At 43.3% G+C, this 15,189-nt stretch carries 19 protein-coding genes and 2 tRNA genes; 8 read left to right on the forward strand and 13 right to left on the reverse strand.

Annotated elements, in window-relative coordinates:
• Positions 1–170: 170 nt before the first annotated feature.
• The 3 genes from Q0C15_RS02210 to Q0C15_RS02220 form a co-directional block, all read right to left on the reverse strand.
• Positions 171–1,703 carry a DUF5591 domain-containing protein gene (locus tag Q0C15_RS02210; protein WP_297215566.1) on the reverse strand — a complete coding sequence of 511 codons (1,533 nt, stop codon included), beginning with the start codon at positions 1,701–1,703 and terminating at the stop codon, positions 171–173.
• A gap of 101 nt (positions 1,704–1,804) precedes the next feature.
• Positions 1,805–1,886: transfer RNA gene (locus Q0C15_RS02215), tRNA-Ser, on the reverse strand.
• Between the two features lie 8 nt (positions 1,887–1,894).
• Positions 1,895–2,056 (reverse strand): hypothetical protein, encoded by a 162-nt coding sequence (locus tag Q0C15_RS02220; RefSeq protein WP_201796935.1) that lies wholly within the window; start codon positions 2,054–2,056, stop codon positions 1,895–1,897.
• A 109-nt stretch (positions 2,057–2,165) separates the two neighbouring features.
• On the opposite strand from Q0C15_RS02220, the gene Q0C15_RS02225 reads away from it, so the two are divergent.
• Positions 2,166–3,161 (forward strand): class I SAM-dependent methyltransferase family protein, encoded by a 996-nt coding sequence (locus tag Q0C15_RS02225; protein WP_297215570.1) that lies wholly within the window; start codon positions 2,166–2,168, stop codon positions 3,159–3,161.
• Positions 3,162–3,319: 158 nt separating this feature from the next.
• Here Q0C15_RS02225 and Q0C15_RS02230 read toward each other — a convergent pair whose 3' ends face one another.
• From Q0C15_RS02230 to Q0C15_RS02240, 3 genes are read right to left on the reverse strand one after another with little or no spacing between them, the layout of a single operon-like run.
• The gene (locus Q0C15_RS02230) at positions 3,320–3,535 is read right to left on the reverse strand and encodes an LSM domain-containing protein (protein ID WP_110641945.1); all 216 of its coding nucleotides are present in this window, start codon (positions 3,533–3,535) and stop codon (positions 3,320–3,322) included.
• A 14-nt stretch (positions 3,536–3,549) separates the two neighbouring features.
• Complete coding sequence (locus tag Q0C15_RS02235) at positions 3,550–3,714, reverse strand: hypothetical protein (protein WP_297215576.1); 165 nt, start codon at positions 3,712–3,714, stop codon at positions 3,550–3,552.
• A gap of 10 nt (positions 3,715–3,724) precedes the next feature.
• Positions 3,725–4,339 carry an exosome complex RNA-binding protein Csl4 gene (locus Q0C15_RS02240; protein WP_297215578.1) on the reverse strand — a complete coding sequence of 205 codons (615 nt, stop codon included), beginning with the start codon at positions 4,337–4,339 and terminating at the stop codon, positions 3,725–3,727.
• 223 nt (positions 4,340–4,562) lie between these two features.
• Here Q0C15_RS02240 and Q0C15_RS02245 point away from each other — a divergent pair, with 223 nt between their 5' ends.
• The 4 genes from Q0C15_RS02245 to Q0C15_RS02260 are packed head-to-tail and all read left to right on the forward strand — an operon-like array spanning position 4,563 to position 8,026.
• Positions 4,563–5,069, forward strand: a complete 507-nt coding sequence (locus tag Q0C15_RS02245) for an ArsR family transcriptional regulator (protein WP_297215581.1) — start codon at positions 4,563–4,565, stop codon at positions 5,067–5,069.
• Positions 5,066–6,085, forward strand: coding sequence for a tRNA (cytidine(56)-2'-O)-methyltransferase (locus tag Q0C15_RS02250; RefSeq protein ID WP_297215583.1), 1,020 nt, complete (start codon positions 5,066–5,068; stop codon positions 6,083–6,085). The genes Q0C15_RS02245 and Q0C15_RS02250 overlap by 4 nt, the downstream gene beginning before the upstream one ends.
• A gap of 10 nt (positions 6,086–6,095) precedes the next feature.
• Entirely contained in the window at positions 6,096–6,854 is a 759-nt protein-coding gene (locus Q0C15_RS02255; RefSeq protein WP_297215586.1) for a hypothetical protein, read from the forward strand.
• Positions 6,855–6,895: 41 nt separating this feature from the next.
• Positions 6,896–8,026, forward strand: coding sequence for an MFS transporter (locus Q0C15_RS02260; protein WP_297215589.1), 1,131 nt, complete (start codon positions 6,896–6,898; stop codon positions 8,024–8,026).
• A 118-nt stretch (positions 8,027–8,144) separates the two neighbouring features.
• Here the strand turns inward: Q0C15_RS02260 and Q0C15_RS02265 are convergent, their stop codons facing one another.
• Positions 8,145–9,344, reverse strand: coding sequence for a M20 family metallo-hydrolase (locus Q0C15_RS02265; RefSeq protein ID WP_297215592.1), 1,200 nt, complete (start codon positions 9,342–9,344; stop codon positions 8,145–8,147).
• Between the two features lie 263 nt (positions 9,345–9,607).
• Here Q0C15_RS02265 and Q0C15_RS02270 point away from each other — a divergent pair, with 263 nt between their 5' ends.
• Positions 9,608–10,192, forward strand: coding sequence for a hypothetical protein (locus tag Q0C15_RS02270; protein WP_297215594.1), 585 nt, complete (start codon positions 9,608–9,610; stop codon positions 10,190–10,192).
• Between the two features lie 10 nt (positions 10,193–10,202).
• Here Q0C15_RS02270 and Q0C15_RS02275 read toward each other — a convergent pair whose 3' ends face one another.
• From Q0C15_RS02275 to Q0C15_RS02290, 4 genes are all read right to left on the reverse strand, one after another.
• Positions 10,203–10,841 carry an HAD-IB family phosphatase gene (locus Q0C15_RS02275; protein WP_297215597.1) on the reverse strand — a complete coding sequence of 213 codons (639 nt, stop codon included), beginning with the start codon at positions 10,839–10,841 and terminating at the stop codon, positions 10,203–10,205.
• A 12-nt stretch (positions 10,842–10,853) separates the two neighbouring features.
• Complete coding sequence (gene proS / locus Q0C15_RS02280) at positions 10,854–12,242, reverse strand: proline--tRNA ligase (protein ID WP_297215599.1); 1,389 nt, start codon at positions 12,240–12,242, stop codon at positions 10,854–10,856.
• A gap of 62 nt (positions 12,243–12,304) precedes the next feature.
• The gene (locus Q0C15_RS02285) at positions 12,305–12,625 is read right to left on the reverse strand and encodes a TA0938 family protein (RefSeq protein ID WP_367181949.1); all 321 of its coding nucleotides are present in this window, start codon (positions 12,623–12,625) and stop codon (positions 12,305–12,307) included.
• A gap of 1 nt (position 12,626) precedes the next feature.
• Positions 12,627–13,508 (reverse strand): iron-containing redox enzyme family protein, encoded by an 882-nt coding sequence (locus tag Q0C15_RS02290; protein ID WP_297215604.1) that lies wholly within the window; start codon positions 13,506–13,508, stop codon positions 12,627–12,629.
• A gap of 193 nt (positions 13,509–13,701) precedes the next feature.
• Between Q0C15_RS02290 and Q0C15_RS02295 the strand changes: the two genes are divergently transcribed.
• Positions 13,702–13,786 (forward strand) — tRNA-Leu (locus Q0C15_RS02295).
• 16 nt (positions 13,787–13,802) lie between these two features.
• On the forward strand, positions 13,803–14,033 hold the full coding sequence (locus Q0C15_RS02300; RefSeq protein WP_297215606.1) for a hypothetical protein: 231 nt from the start codon (positions 13,803–13,805) through the stop codon (positions 14,031–14,033).
• Here Q0C15_RS02300 and Q0C15_RS02305 read toward each other — a convergent pair.
• Positions 14,017–14,955 carry a transcription initiation factor IIB gene (locus tag Q0C15_RS02305; protein ID WP_110641702.1) on the reverse strand — a complete coding sequence of 313 codons (939 nt, stop codon included), beginning with the start codon at positions 14,953–14,955 and terminating at the stop codon, positions 14,017–14,019. The genes Q0C15_RS02300 and Q0C15_RS02305 overlap by 17 nt on opposite strands.
• An 11-nt stretch (positions 14,956–14,966) precedes the next feature.
• Positions 14,967–15,173, reverse strand: a complete 207-nt coding sequence (locus Q0C15_RS02310; protein WP_110641704.1) for a Gar1/Naf1 family protein — start codon at positions 15,171–15,173, stop codon at positions 14,967–14,969.
• Positions 15,174–15,189 lie beyond the last annotated feature (16 nt).

Consider the following 15,189-nt stretch of genomic DNA (forward strand, 5'->3'; position numbering starts at 1 on the left):
TCCACGATAACCAAGTGGATGATACTTTAGTAAAATCGCTGAGATCCGAATATACGCCTGTGTAGATCGTTACTTCGGGCTTATACGGATGTCCGGAAAGGCAGATGTCTCAGAGAGAACAGGCCATACTCTAATGAGACTTATTCTACGATTTATGACAGAATACAGCCTCATCTTACCTTAACCGCCACACCCTTCTTCAATTCTATCATTGCCCTTGCCGGCATCTTTGCGATGCCGACCCCACGGATCTCACCATTATGGACAAGCACAACTTCGTCTTCCTGTCTTATGTCCTCAGTGGCATCAACAACTCCCATAGCGTATACGTTTGAGGTGGGTTTGAAATCATCTATCTCGACAAGGAATTTTCCATTGTTCAGAAACATGTCTGCTGAAGCCTTATTTATTGTGAACTTTCCCATCTTTTCATTGTATACAAAGAGAATTTTCCCATCCTTTACTAGCATATCCTGATTGTAATTTCTCCTTATGGTGTATCCAGATATCAATGGCATTAGCCAATCCCCAAACTGGTATTTAAGTATGGAATTATATTTGACAATTTTCTGATTTACTGATTTACCGGAATCTACCTCTTTCTTCAATATATCATTTAGTTTCGACAGATTTGTAGATTTGAACTCTATGACTTCATATGGATATGGTATGGCCTCAGTGATAAATTCCAGATCATCAGGAATGAAGGCTACTACCTTTCTGTATCTGTTGCGATCCATATAGCTCCGCATCATGCGTTTCATCATGACCTTTTCATCCTCATACCAGAGCCCGATCACAGGTATGTCGTAAAACCTCGGCGGATACGTTTCTTCCAGCTCCCTGGGTACTATACCAAGAGGTGATGTAACTATTATCTCATGAATATATTTTCTCAGATCACCTATGGCCCCGATCACCTTCTGATGGCTTCTGGAATAAGAATAGGGCTTCTTTGCAGAGCATGGAAGTATAAGCGCCACATCCAGATCTGGCTTGACGTATGAGTTGCTTATATAATTACGATATCTTATCAGGTCTGGCCTGTACAGATCCTCTATGGTGTTCGCCTTTATGTAAGGAGTACGCGCAGGAAATACGATCTCGAATTCCTGATAATATGAATAATCGGCTATGCGCACTATCTCTGCAGCCTTGCTGGATACGACGGTTTTTTCGACAATTTCTCTCAGCGTACCGTCTGCTATTGAGCTGCGTATGTCCTGGATGATCTCAGAGATGAACGCATTATTCTCAGCTGAAACGTCATGATCCGTTCGATCTATTCCGAATGGAGTGAATCTATAGCCCATCTTACCCTGCATATCCAGGACTGAATCATCGAAAAACGATACACCGAGGTAAACTAGCGCTGGTATCGAATAGGGATCGCTCAATCCTGAGATAAATATCAACTTGGAGAAACCGTATTTCGAATGTATATCCATGATCAGCCTGACAAGATCCTTTGGTCTCCTTACAAGTTCCATGCCGTTGGGTATTATGATGAGATTTTCGGTCTCCAACAATTCCTGCTTTATCTTTGCTGGATAGAGTATCTGCCTCGGTATTCTCTCTCCAAGAATTTCGATATATTTCTCATCATAATTTATATCAGATGCTGTTCTGAGTAATGCCGGAAAAACTACATCGCCAATTTTTCCGTACCTGGAATAACCGAATATGGCCTGATCCTCAATCATTTATTTACGATATTTTGACGGGATTATTTAAAGTTCGTATCACAAAAAATACTGCCCCTCTATTCGGCCTTCCGCTGAATATTTTTATAGATTAGGAAAAACGCGGGGAGTGGGATTCGAACCCACGCTCTCATAAGAGAAACAGCTTAGCAGGCTGCCGCCTTACCTCTGGGCCATCCCCGCCCACAATCTCACTGGCTGAACCTCTCCTGAAGGTCGTTGGCTATCTGCTCCAGCATCTCTTCGAAGTCCTCGTTCTCAAAGGTGAATATTTCTCCGCTCGGTAGAATTATTTTCGCATAATATATATCGCCATCCTTAGATACCTCAACCTGAGCCAGTTCCTCTGTCATACCTATCAAGCCTTAAATGATTTGCCTATATTATACTTTTACGCAAATGTCCTCTGGCGTCCGAAATGATCATGATCGCGTTTATATGTCGATGTACATACACGATTGGATGAGATCCAAGGCCTATCTTATTCCACGCAGCTTAGCCGATCGGGTCATAAGGGATCTGATAGCATCTGGTAGGATCAGAAAGGATCTGAAGATCCGCAAGATCGGGGATTATGTTGCAGTTCCAATATTCGATGAGGATACTTCATATAATTTCGAATCAAAGTATTTGGAATTTGAAAGCAGAAAGGATGCCAATGTGAAGGATATGATAGGTGATATCCTTTCCAGGGAGTATGGATACACTGGATATATACCTGAAAAATGGGTGAGGTATGGAAACAGCCTCTTCCTGAATAGACCTGTCGAAGAATCTGTCTTTGAAGTTATGAAGCGTGTTCTCGGTATAGATTCGATATACGTCTATCATGGAATCGCATCAGCAGAAAGGATACCGGTGGTTGAATTTCTATATGGGAGGAGAGGCGAGGTTCTTCATATAGAAAATGGCATAAGGTATCTCTTCGATCCGGAGAAGGTTATGTTTTCCCCTGGAAATACCAATGAAAGAACGAGGATGAGCCTTCTAAAATTTCAGGGGGAAACCGTGCTTGATATGTTCTGTGGCATAGGTTATTTCACTCTGCCCATCGCAAAATATGGCCAGCCGGAAGAAGTATATGCCTGCGACATAAATCCATTGGCAGTTCATTATCTAAAGGAGAATGCTAGAATTAACCGTGTGGAAGAGAGAATAATACCAATCATCGGAGATTCAAGAGTCTCATGTCCCAAGGGCCCATTCGATTCCATAATCATGGGCAATTTCAAATCCCTGATGTTTCTACCCGCAGCACTCAAGCGATCGAAGGAAAACACGAGAATAATACTCCACCATCTTGTATCGCAGGAAAATCTCACCAGATATAGATATGATATAATGCACTATACATCCACGATGGGCTATCTTTCATCGGTGGAGGACTCCCATATTGTAAAGTCGTACGCACCCAAGATGTTTCATGTTTCAACCACGCTGAGGATACTCCGGATATGAATTGCGCAAAATAAGAGGCAAACCGTTCACTAAAATATCAACAACCGCATCATCAAAAATAAGGTAATACAAAAATGTAAAGTTTATCTACCAAACCGTTTCTCATCGATCCGATATAAAATCGGTTGAGTTAACTGAATTTTAATTCACTCACCTGATTATTTTGGTACTATTCTTACAACGTTGCTTCCTCTAACCACTACCGTGCCAAGTTTCCTTGATACGTTTTCGCTGCTTTCGTCCACATCATCCAGTACCATATTCATATACTCGTCAAATCCTGTGAGCACGCCTTCAAGTACACGGTTATCCTTCAACAGCAAAGAAACCCTTTTATTAACGCTTTCCTCAAGCATTTTCATTGGCATCATCAATATCATTTCACCCCTCAATTGTATTCATCATCATCAAAGTTATCTTCGCGGCTCATTATGACCTGTATCAGACCACGGAGTACCTCTTTAACATCATCCAGCTCCTTTCTCATATTTTTGACTTCCTTGTTGAGTGCCTCAACATCCTTCGCCTTATCATTACCTGCGTATTTCATCATCAAAACCCCCTTAATTTTGCCTGCGGGCCTCACCATGGCTGTTGCCATGGGTTATCCTGTTTTCGTAATTGAATATATCTACATTGCCATAATCATCCGCTATCTTGCGTATCTCCGTGCGCTGACAGTTCTCACAGTACAGAGTTATATTCTTCTTCACGAGAGGCTGCCTGCATCTGGAACATACCGCACTTATGACTCCATAATGGTTGCCATTTATTGATATTTCCGGCATATCTCCAGTCCTCACCACATAACCCCTTATCAGATCTCCCACAGAGATGAAATCGGACTGGGGCCTCTTGGACATTCCAAAAGAAAGCTGCATCTCTTCATCAACTTCCTTCAGGCCTGTTCCTCTCTGGAAGACACCAACAACCCTGACTATGTATCTGTGCGAATCGTTCTTTATTACCTGCCCATACACAACATCGCCCTTTTTCAATGTGAACTCCTTTTTTTCAGTATCCACTGATATCATGAGGTTTATATCATCCCTGATTATATTCCCGAATTTTGTTGCTACTATCTCACCGTTCTTCTCCTCAGTATTGCGTCCTGGCAGGTATTCCTCCGTAGTGGCTATTATGTCCCCGGGAAAAGCAACTTTCTTTTCTCCTTCCATGGATATTCCTTTGTAAACTTTGGCCTATGCGGCTATATCGACATATGATCATACATATTTAAGTTTTTTTCCACTGAAAACGTAAGTATTCGCTCATCATATAGTCGTTAACCATGCACCTGTATGGAGGTGAACCAGTTATATGGGGCCCATAATTCAATTTCATGATAATCCTTTCACTCTCAATAAAAGTTATATTATTTTTTAGCATATCCTGAATATTATGGTAAGCAGAATAAAAGTTGTTAACGACCCTGGTGAACTGGTATCCATATTTCATGCTGCTGATAGTGAGATCAAGAGAAAATTGCTTCTGGATCTATCCACCGGATGGATCACACTGCCTGTGATAGAGCAGAAATACGGAAAGGAGGGGAGAAAGGCCCTTCTATACCTGGACAAGATCAAGATGATAGAGACGCAGTGGATCACTGGGCAAAATGGACCTGAAAAAGCCTACCATACATATTATACAAATGTTCAGATAAACATAATGGGCTCGCTAAGCGAGCTCTCAGACATCATATATGCCGCAACGCTTTCAGATGAACAGCTCGGGGAATATGAGGAGAAGATAAGATCCATGATGAAAAATGGCGAAGGTGTATTTCTTGGCGATGTCTCGGATGCTCTCGGCATTTCGCAGACGCTCATAAGGGGTATAGTCAAGAGATCGAGCATCCTTGAGATAAAAGGATATAAGATAGAGCTGGTTTCTGGTGCTGAATGATCACCGTACTCAGGATAAATCATAGACCATTCCGAGATAAGAGAATAACAACGCATGTGGCATTGACTGCAAGGGCCTTCGGTGCCTCCTCAATACTGGTTGATGAGAAAGACGAGACGCTGGAAAACACTATAAATGATGTTGTCAAAAATTTTGGAGGAAATTTCTCCATAAAGACAGGATGCAGCTGGGTATCAGAGTTCAGGAATTTCAATGGAATTAGAGTGCATCTGACCATGTACGGACGGAAGATATCAGATGTGATAGATGAGATTAGGCTAAGCGGCAAAGATCTCATGATTCTCGTCGGATCGGAAAAGGTTCCCATGGAGGCCTATGAGATAGCTGATTACAATGTCTCGGTAACAAATCAACCCATAAGTGAGGTTTCCGCTCTCGCTATATTCCTGGATCGCTATTATCAAGGCGCTGAACTCAATAAGGAGTTTATAGGGAGGATAAACGTGCAACCCACAGATAGAGGGAAGATAGTGAAGCTGATCCCAGATGAACAGGAGTGCATGGATCTCCTGAAAAAATATGGAGCTAGCGAGAAACTTATAGAACATGTTAAAGCCGTAAAGGAACTTGCGGTGAGGATAGCCGAACGCTGCAATGCAGATCAGCGCATCGTGGTTGCCGGATCTCTTCTTCACGATATAGGCCGTACAAAAACCAATGGTATAGATCATGCCGTGGTCGGTGCAGGGATACTCAGATCCGAGAATATACATGAAAGCGTTGTACAGGTCGTGGAAAGACATATCGGTGCCGGAATATCCATGGAAGAAGCTGTTAAACTTGGGCTCCCGCCTAAGGATTATATCCCTGAGTCACTGGAGGAGATGATAGTTGCGCATGCCGACAATCTATTTGCAGGAAACAGAAGATTGAAGGTCAGGGATATCATTGAAACCTATCGGAAAAGAGGACTGAATGATGCTGCTGAGAGAATAGGTGATCTGCACAGAAAGCTAAGCGCCATCGTCGGCATGGACATAGACGATATTCAATGAAAAGTACATCATGACGCACTACGCATTCAAATTCGGTTATGAGGGTCAGTATTTTACAGGGTTCCAGAGAGGTAATGGTGAACACAGCATAGAGGATGCAATAATCTACGTCCTCCGAGAAAATAACTTCGAATATGATATAAGAACCGCAGCAAGGACCGATCGCTATGTCTCGGCAGTTTCCAATGTTTTCGCTCTAGAAACGATGAGGGAACCCGATTCAGTGGCCAATCTTATAAACTCAAAGGAAAGACATATCTTTGTGCATTCATATGCGGTTGTTCCGGATGACTTTAATCCCAGACACTGCACATACAAGACATACAGATATTATCTCTTTGATGATATAGACTGCCGGGCCATGGAAAATGTTATCAGGAAATTCATAGGAACGCATGATTTTCGCAGTTTCGCAAGGGTAGACAGCAGAAGGACGATGAGAACGATACTCGATGCAAAATGCGGTGAAGAGGATAATCACAAATATATTGAATTTAAAGCCAGAAGTTTTCTCTGGAATCAGGTCAGAACCATGGTGGCATTTGCACAGGATAATGCTGAAACCGGAATCGATCCGTTTTCGATAGAAGGCAGATATCCTAGAGTTGCAAGACCGAATAATCTGATACTCTGGGAAATATATTACGAAGGAGTTGATTTCAAGGTGGTAAGAAGGACGCCGAAGAAGATGCGCGAACTCTATGAAGACAGCAGTATAGACGCCATGCTGCTTGAAAACTTGATCCAGAAATTTAATCACAGCATCTAGACTGATACAGTTTTATTAAGCCTATACATTTCCCTATCCAAATGGATTACAGGCCCAAAGCTTACAGCATAATATTTGCCAGATCTCTGTACGCGCTTAACTGGTTCGATATTGCGCCAGCGCTGAAATACATATCAGCGGATCTACACATGAACGTCATACAGATAGGGTTGGCCACCACTTCATTCTATATAGGTCTGGCTCTTTTCCAGCTTGTGGGCGGATCTCTGGCGCATCGTATCGGGAATCTGGTTGTATCGGTAACTGGTCTTGGGATACTTGGGACATTTGGTATATTTTCTGGGCTCTCCACAAACTTCGTGGAACTGTCTATATCCAGGTTCATGGCTGGAGCCGGATCAGCACTGTTCTTTTCGCCTGCGCTTGGCATAATATCAGATATAGTACCGGTTGAAAGATACGGATCCTATGTGAGTGTTTACAATGGAGCGTTCAGTTTCGGAGCTGGAACGGGCATATTTGCCTTCGGTTACCTAGACACGATCACTGGCTGGCGTCTATCCCTTGTCATTGGCGGTTTGCTTCTCATTCTGGCGGATCTTGCTCTGTTTATACTGATGAGGAGAGAAAATCTGAAGAAGAGAAGGCCGATGAGCGATCTCATAGCTGCCGTGAAGAAGCCTGCCCTCTGGATTCTTCCAGTTGTTACCGTTGGAAGTGCGGTTTCTGAAACCATAATGGGACAGCTATTTGTCTATTATCTTGAAGAGTACAGACATTTCTCGGCGATAATTGCATCCCTTGCTGGATCGTTTTTCCTCTTTGTTGGATTGCCTGGAGGCTTTATCTCTGCATTTATAATACGCAGGTACAGCAGGAAGGCGCAGGTGACGTCACTCTTTGTCCTGATGTCTCTCATATTCTTCTTTGTCCCCTTTGAGAGAAATCTGGCCGAGATATTGATCACGCTTTTCGCATTCAGCGTCCTTTCAATCTATGGGTTTTCATATCTCTATATGGAGGCCAGTAACATAAACAGATCTGCCGTCTCCTTCTCGCTCTCTGTGGTTAATTTTGTTCAGATGATGATAAGCTCTGCTGTACCGTATTTGTATACATATGCAATATACAGCGTATCCGTGAATACTGGATGGTATCTCCTTGGCATAATTTCCCTTGTGCCTGCCCTCTTCATCGTAAAAATAAAGTGAACCATCTTAAGGCTATCATGAAAATGGTAAATGAAGTGCCATTACGGTTAAACGGTCAGGGCTTCAGGCCGAAAAAATGACCAGATAGCCTGTATGATGCCCAAAATGATCAAAAAAATTATGAGACGAGAACGTCTTCGAGTACGTCTCTGTCCATAAGTATATGCGAGATCAGACAGAATTCATCTGGCTTGTGGGCGTTCTCCTCTATCGTCGTGAACCACACGACTGCTGGCATGCCAAGCCTCCTGAAAAATGCGGCGCATGTTCCTCCGCCGATGCCTATGGCCCTGGGTTCCTTTCCCCTCTTCTTTTTTATTGATTCCTTCAGTCTCGTCACAACTTCTGAATCTTCCGGAGTCTTCGCCGGTGCTTGTTCCTTCTGTATGAGTTCGTAAGTTATTCTGGCTTTGCTCTCCTTCTGAAAACTGCTTATGGCGCCATCTATCGTTTTCAGAACGTCATCAAGATTGTACTCCGGCAGGACTCTGCAGTCAAAGTAAAAGACGTCTGTTCCAGGTATTGTATTGACGTTGTCCACATTCTTTTCATGTTTAGTGGGCTCAAAGGTAGAATATGGAACGTTGAAGAGATCGTCCCTTGCCGTGTATTTCTCATGAAGGATCTTATCGAGATCAAGCATGAACCTGGCACCTTCCCTGAAGGCGTTTATGGCGTTTACAGGCATGCTCGCATGCCACTGCTTGCCCATCACGCTGAATTTTACCCAGAGGATGCTCTTCTCCGCCACCTCTATTGTCATACCATCCTCGCTTCCAGCGTCCGGCACTATTATAAGATCGGATTTGCCGAATATATTCTTGTCAAGAAGGTACTGTATTCCGTATTTGCTTCCCATCTCCTCATCAGCAACAAAAGCCACACCGAAGCCTATTTTGGACTTCAGATTCTTGACTTTCATATCTCTGAGGATAAGGAGCGCAGTGAACACAGCCTGACCATCATCCTCAGTTCCCCTTCCATACATCCTGTCTCCATCCACTGTAACGTCGAATGGCGGTTTTGTCCACAGTCCAGGATCGCCAACAGGAACAGTATCTATGTGAGCTACAAGCCAGAGCGTTTTCTGTGCATTTCCTGTCCTCAGGACTATGTTTGACCTGATCTTTCCGTATTCATCCTTGGTATCATATCTCTTGTAATCACTATAACCAAGCTCTTTCAATATCTTTTCCAATTCGTCTGCCCTGTTCTTTTCTCCTTCTCCACCGGAGGCTGGGGATATGGCCGGTATCCTTATAATTCTCCTCGCAACCTCAATTACAAAATCCCTATCTGGCATAGAAATGAGATCCATGTCGGAGTATATCGCTAACACGTTAAAATTTTCCCTGTCTTATCCGCATCGCATGGATCTGATACGTTTGACATATGCATAACCACACTGCCATTCAATCTGAAGAAGATGAACAATATGCATAGCAGCGATGTTTCCTGTCTGCATTGTTATAACCGTAATAGAGTATATGTCATGAGATGCGTCGTACTGAATCGAAGAAACATACCGATGAGAAGCCCCGCCACCGGCAAAGATTTAACATAGTATAAGTTGCCCTAATGATGTTTCACAGACCAGAGTATGCATATATATACAGAGGCATAACAGTTATGGTCGCCTTCACAATAATGGTAGATATTCTGCAATCTCTGGTGCGTATATATTTACCTCTTTCCAGCCTCAATTTCATAGTATTTTACATAAATACCTTTTCCCTGGGGATACTGTTTGCTCTCCTCATTACATATGGATTTCTTGAGGGATCTACATCCATAAAAATATCTGCCATCTTTCTTCTGGCCTATTTTATAATGGACTATTCCAGGCCGCTGATCGTGCCTCATGCGGACGTAAGTTTTTCGGCTCTTTATGGTTTTTTACTGCTCTTTCTGCCCATAACCTCCAGAACACTTGCTCTGTTCTATTATCCAAATATGCTAACAAGATTTCTCACGCTAATATTCTTCGTAGTTGGTACAGCATCCGCACTGATAACCTTTCATGGACTCATATACATCCACCATCCTATGAAGCACATCCAATTCGAACTCCTGATGATGTATCTTATATTATCGCTCCTGTCATCCATTATGATATTCTGGTATGCGAAAAAGCATGCCCGGCATCAGGATGAACCTGTGCAATGATATTTTCGTTTCAGGCCTTTATATCATCCTTCAACATCTGGATTAGTTTTCTCATATCGTAGCCCAGTGGTATCTCACCATTGATGCCTCTGTTGCCTATCACGAAGGCCTTGGAAGAATTCTCATGGATCTTTCCGTTTTCCATCTGATCTCCGATCGATACAGTCTCATTCCTTGATATTTGAAGCTTCATCTGAAGATTCTGTACTGCTATGTCTTTGTGCTCAGGTATGACTTGTATCCTACCATACGGTTCAACGAAGCCATGTTCATCTGTGCCTATGACGTTTGATATATTGTAGTCCAACTTCATACTCTCGCTCAGTATATCAAAAAGCCAGGATATACCTCCAGAAACAACAGCAGTTATCACACCTGAATTCCTGAGCGTTTCTATAACCTCCATAACGCCTTCTCTGATCCTTATTTCACGTAGGATTTCCTTGATGTCATTCTTCGTCAATCTCGGATGCATCCTCAGCCATGCCATAACGTCGCTTCTGAAAAACTCCTCGTATGTAATAAAACCATTTTTATAAAGTCTGAAATTTCTGTGGTTGTCTGTTCGCAGGCGTCGATGAACATATTCCCAGCTGCTAGGCTCCTCCGTTAACGTGCCATCCATATCAAAAATGGCCAGTCTTATCATCTGCACTATCCTTCAATAAGATCTGGAAAAGACGGCCAATTTACCTTCCTTACCGCACACCACACATTTGCCAGTCTCCTTCGCGTCAACCATGAACCCGAGTGCGGATTTCTCTGTCTTCGCCTCTATGCTGTCTGAACATTCCTTCGAACCACACCAGAACGCTGTTATAAGACCGTCCCTATTGAATTCTTCAATACTGGAGGCCTTAAACACATGCTCATTGAACTGCCTTTTCGCATCGTCCATCATCTTCTCTCTTATCCTTATGAGCGTGTCCGGTATCTCGTATATGAGTTTCGATCTGTCTATTGTTATCTTACCAGGAATGTTCCGCATGGATAATGTGACAGTCTTATTTTTGACCTCTCTCTCCCCTATCTCTATCCTGAGCGGGACTCCTCTCATCTCCCAGTCATTGAATTTATAACCCGGGGTGAAGTTTTCTCTGTCGTCAACCTTCACACGAACGTTTATGCTGTTCAGGGTGTTCTCAATATCCCTGGCATATTCCATTACTCCATCACCGGGGATCGGAACTATTATTACCTGTATAGGTGCCACGTCAGGCGGAAGTATGAGACCTTTATCATCTCCATGTATGCCTATGATGGCGGCCAGCAACCTCTCGCTCATACCATAGGTTGTCTGATGAGCATAATCGAATGTTCCGTCTTCCTTGAGATATTTTATGTCATAGTTCTTCGAAAAGTTTGTGCCGTACTGGTGTATCGTACCTATCTGCAGCGATCTGCCTGAGGGGAGAACGGTATCAAAAGCGATGGTATACATGGCTCCTGGGAACTTATCCCAGTCTGGCCTCTGATCGTAGAAGTACGGGAGACAAAGCTGGGCGGATATTTCCCTCCATATCTCCTTGTACTGATCCATCTGCGCTTCAGCATCCTCGTAGGTCGCATGGGCAGTATGAGCCTCAAAGAAGTGTATTTCCCTTATCCTTATGAAGGAACGGGTATGCTTGGTCTCATACCTGTAGACGCTGACTATCTGGTATATTTTCAGCGGAAGATCAGCATGAGATCTGACCCAAAGTGAGAACATTGGATACATCGCAGATTCGCTTGTGGGACGCAACGCGAGTTCCTCCTCAAGGTTCTCCTTGCCTCCTTTGGTGACCCAGTAAATCTCATTTTCGAAACCCCTTATGTGTTCAAACTCAACCTCAAGCATGCTGCGGCCTATGAGAACTGGAAAGTTAACCTCTTGAAAATTCCTCTTATCCACCGCCTTTCTAACTATTGAATCGATCAGACTCATTATCTTCCAGCCATAGGGAAGCCACACATTCATTCCCTTCACTGGGTACCTTTTATCGCTTAGTCCCGCAAGTGTGATTATCTCGTTATACCATTCGCTGAAGTTATCCTTCTTGTTCTCCATTTTGCTTAGAATTTAAGAACGATATTTAAATTTCTTTGTCTCTTCATATTGTGTTTCCGCAATCATTTCTCCATCCTAAATTCTTCTATGACTGCACCAGGCCCAAATTTTACATAGAAACTCAGGGAATTCTTTTCGTTATTTATAACGACATGTCTTCCGTCTCGATAATTTCCATTTATTCTTAGTTCATCTATTTTATTAATTGGAGTATTCTGCAATGCCTTCTCGATCATGTTTCTGAACTCGGCAGCACATATGTCGCAGCAGAAGAACAGATCCTCACCGAACATCTCCTCGTGATGATCGCCCCATGTTGCTCCGCAAAGCGCACAACCGGTGGCCTTGCTACCGGCCCTGACTCCGTTGACGATTATATTCAAGTCATTCACCCCAAGCGGCTTCAAGCATTCTTGATCTTCTCAGCCTCGCGTTTAAATATAAATAAAAAGCGTCCATCGAACGGATCATTATTGATCTTGTTGTAAGATCGTCCATGGTCTCCGATTCCACTATCTTCAAAGCTTTTCCAGCATGATCCACGTCCGCTTTATAACCTTCCATCAGAAAATCCCGTACCTCCTGTGGATATTCTGAACTATTGAGTATGCCTGGATCGAAGTAATGCATCTTGGCACCATCATCCACAAGCGTCCTGTCGGCAACAAGTTCAAGCACATGCATTGCACCCATAGTATCCACCCAGGAATAGTGACTGGATATACTATACCAAACCTCAATTGCCTTCGAGGTCTCCGGTAACGGTGTGTATTCCATTATACGTTTTCTTGTCATGCCAAGAGCCTCACCCATCCTGATGAGCAGATCGAGATGCGATGGTCTTCCGTTGAAGCCTATGTATTCCGTCGCCACGTTCTCAATCTCATAATTGAATGCTTCTTCTGAAGTTGTGGAATGTATAACGGATGAAAGAGTCCTGATCCAGTTTCTGAGGAAAAATCTGTGTTCAATAACGTATCCTAGCAATACTGGAATGCTTGGCCTCTGCATTGCCTGTATGAATGGATGCGGATCTGTGTAGAATTTTCTAATGAATGCGAGTCTCGCCCATTTCGCCAAGGATACTTGCGGAGAGAATACCATATCGAAGGCTTCTTCCAAATCAGAATAATCCATATACTTACCTCCCAGCTCGGCATAGATCCATGAGGTGTGGTTTGCATCACCCCTGATTGACATATTTCCGAAATGAACGCCGAGATCATGAAGCGTCTGCACTTTACCCTCACATACTGGACAGATCATAGTGTACATATACTTAAAGTCTATTTAAATTTAAATAGATTTAGAATGATATATATTTTAGAATAGTGATTGCTATAATCATGCATTGAACAAATTGAGTGCGAGAACACTGCACCGATTGACCTTGAAAAATGACAAAATTTATGCCCTTCATTAAGATCTGCTTCCGCTGATCCTGAGGGTGAATGTATCTGCAGAGGTTGCCGAGTCAGGTCAAAGGCGGCAGACTCAAGATCTGCCTCCGTAGGGATTCGCCGGTTCGAATCCGGCCCTCTGCATCTTGGAAGTGAGGAAATGCGATCAGAACTTTTCATAGATGATCGGGATTGCGATCCATTTCTAAAAACCATTTCCCCAGATAATTATGGCAACATAAAGATGGAATGCAACAGCGAGAGAATAAAAATAACAATAGATGAAGATAAATATGGTACGGTATTCACATTATTGGACGATATACTGAGAAATTATGAGGTTTTCAAAAAAATAAGGGATCTTATGTCGCAGATCACTGTTCAACGTTGAGCTGCAGTTTTTCTGTCAGTTCCTTGTATCTGTTTCTTATGGTCACTTCGGTCACACCAGCTACCTCTGCGACCGCCCTCTGAGTTCTCCGTTCTCCAGTCATAAGTGATGCTATGTATATCGCAGCTGCTGCCACACCTGTCGGACCCTTACCGGACGTTAAACCGGCATTTTCAGCGGTTCTCAGTATCTCAAGTGCCTTGTTCCTGGTATCCATGGACAGCTTCAGCTTGGAGCAGAATCTGCTGATGTAGTCCTCAGCCTTTGAAGGCATTATGTTTAACTTCAAGTATCTGCTCATGATCCTGTATGTCCTGCCTATCTCCTTCTTCTTGACTCTGGTTACGGACGCTATCTCACCAAGAGTCCTAGGTACGTTTGTTATCCTGCATGCGGCATAAAGTGCTCCAGCAACTACGCCCTCTATGCTCCTTCCCCTGATCATGTTCTGTTTGACGGCTTTACGATAAATGACCGCCGCTGTCTCCTTCACATCATCAGGTATGCTCAGATTCGAGGCCATTCTCTCAAGTTCCTGAAGCGCCTGGGAGAGGTTCCTCTCGGCGGCGTTTGAAACCTTAATTCTCTTCTGCCATTTCCTGAGCCTGTACAGCTGCGCTCTGTTCCTAGTGGGTATAGATCTTCCGTAAGAATCCTTATTCTTCCATGATATATCTGTTGAAAGACCCTTATCGTGAATGGTGTACGTCATCGGAGAGCCGGCCCTTGCTCTGCTCTCATTCTGCTCTGAATCAAATGCCCTCCATTCTGGACCCTGATCGATGTATGCATCCTCAATGACAGCTCCACATTCACCGCAAACAAGTTCACCGTGTTCATAATCTCTTATGAGGTTTGTGGAACCACATTCAGGGCATCTTTCTATCTCCTCTACCTTTTTCTTCTTCGTATTTTCAACCATCCTAAATCACCTCAATTAACATAAACAACATCTGTCTGCACGCCCTGACTGTCCAAACTAACGAGCCCATAGGGCTCATCTACAGGTCCCATTATCTTGACGAGTACCCCTATCTTCTTTCCACTAGCATCGTATATCTTAGTCTTCAGATCCAGGGGCTTATCCAGCTGAATCACCATATCTCTACCTCTGATGTTGGTTACCTTATAAGCGTGCATTCAGATTATCATATCA

Origin of the sequence: Thermoplasma sp. (assembly GCF_023256435.1) — an archaeon.
Lineage (GTDB): Archaea > Thermoplasmatota > Thermoplasmata > Thermoplasmatales > Thermoplasmataceae > Thermoplasma.

Coding starts and splice junctions, on each gene's coding strand:
- Q0C15_RS02260 (WP_297215589.1), top strand. CDS start 6,896: ATGGATTACAGGCCCAAAGCTTACAGCATAATATTTGCCAGATCTCTG.
- Q0C15_RS02290 (WP_297215604.1), bottom strand. CDS start 13,508: ATGATCTGTCCAGTATGTGAGGGTAAAGTGCAGACGCTTCATGATCTC.
- Q0C15_RS02240 (WP_297215578.1), bottom strand. CDS start 4,339: ATGGAAGGAGAAAAGAAAGTTGCTTTTCCCGGGGACATAATAGCCACT.
- Q0C15_RS02245 (WP_297215581.1), top strand. CDS start 4,563: ATGGTAAGCAGAATAAAAGTTGTTAACGACCCTGGTGAACTGGTATCC.
- proS (WP_297215599.1), bottom strand. CDS start 12,242: ATGGAGAACAAGAAGGATAACTTCAGCGAATGGTATAACGAGATAATC.
- Q0C15_RS02310 (WP_110641704.1), bottom strand. CDS start 15,173: ATGCACGCTTATAAGGTAACCAACATCAGAGGTAGAGATATGGTGATT.
- Q0C15_RS02300 (WP_297215606.1), top strand. CDS start 13,803: ATGCGATCAGAACTTTTCATAGATGATCGGGATTGCGATCCATTTCTA.
- Q0C15_RS02235 (WP_297215576.1), bottom strand. CDS start 3,714: ATGATGAAATACGCAGGTAATGATAAGGCGAAGGATGTTGAGGCACTC.
- Q0C15_RS02225 (WP_297215570.1), top strand. CDS start 2,166: ATGAGATCCAAGGCCTATCTTATTCCACGCAGCTTAGCCGATCGGGTC.
- Q0C15_RS02210 (WP_297215566.1), bottom strand. CDS start 1,703: ATGATTGAGGATCAGGCCATATTCGGTTATTCCAGGTACGGAAAAATT.
- Q0C15_RS02265 (WP_297215592.1), bottom strand. CDS start 9,344: ATGGATCTCATTTCTATGCCAGATAGGGATTTTGTAATTGAGGTTGCG.
- Q0C15_RS02270 (WP_297215594.1), top strand. CDS start 9,608: ATGTTTCACAGACCAGAGTATGCATATATATACAGAGGCATAACAGTT.
- Q0C15_RS02255 (WP_297215586.1), top strand. CDS start 6,096: ATGACGCACTACGCATTCAAATTCGGTTATGAGGGTCAGTATTTTACA.
- Q0C15_RS02220 (WP_201796935.1), bottom strand. CDS start 2,056: ATGACAGAGGAACTGGCTCAGGTTGAGGTATCTAAGGATGGCGATATA.
- Q0C15_RS02305 (WP_110641702.1), bottom strand. CDS start 14,955: ATGGTTGAAAATACGAAGAAGAAAAAGGTAGAGGAGATAGAAAGATGC.
- Q0C15_RS02250 (WP_297215583.1), top strand. CDS start 5,066: ATGATCACCGTACTCAGGATAAATCATAGACCATTCCGAGATAAGAGA.
- Q0C15_RS02275 (WP_297215597.1), bottom strand. CDS start 10,841: ATGATAAGACTGGCCATTTTTGATATGGATGGCACGTTAACGGAGGAG.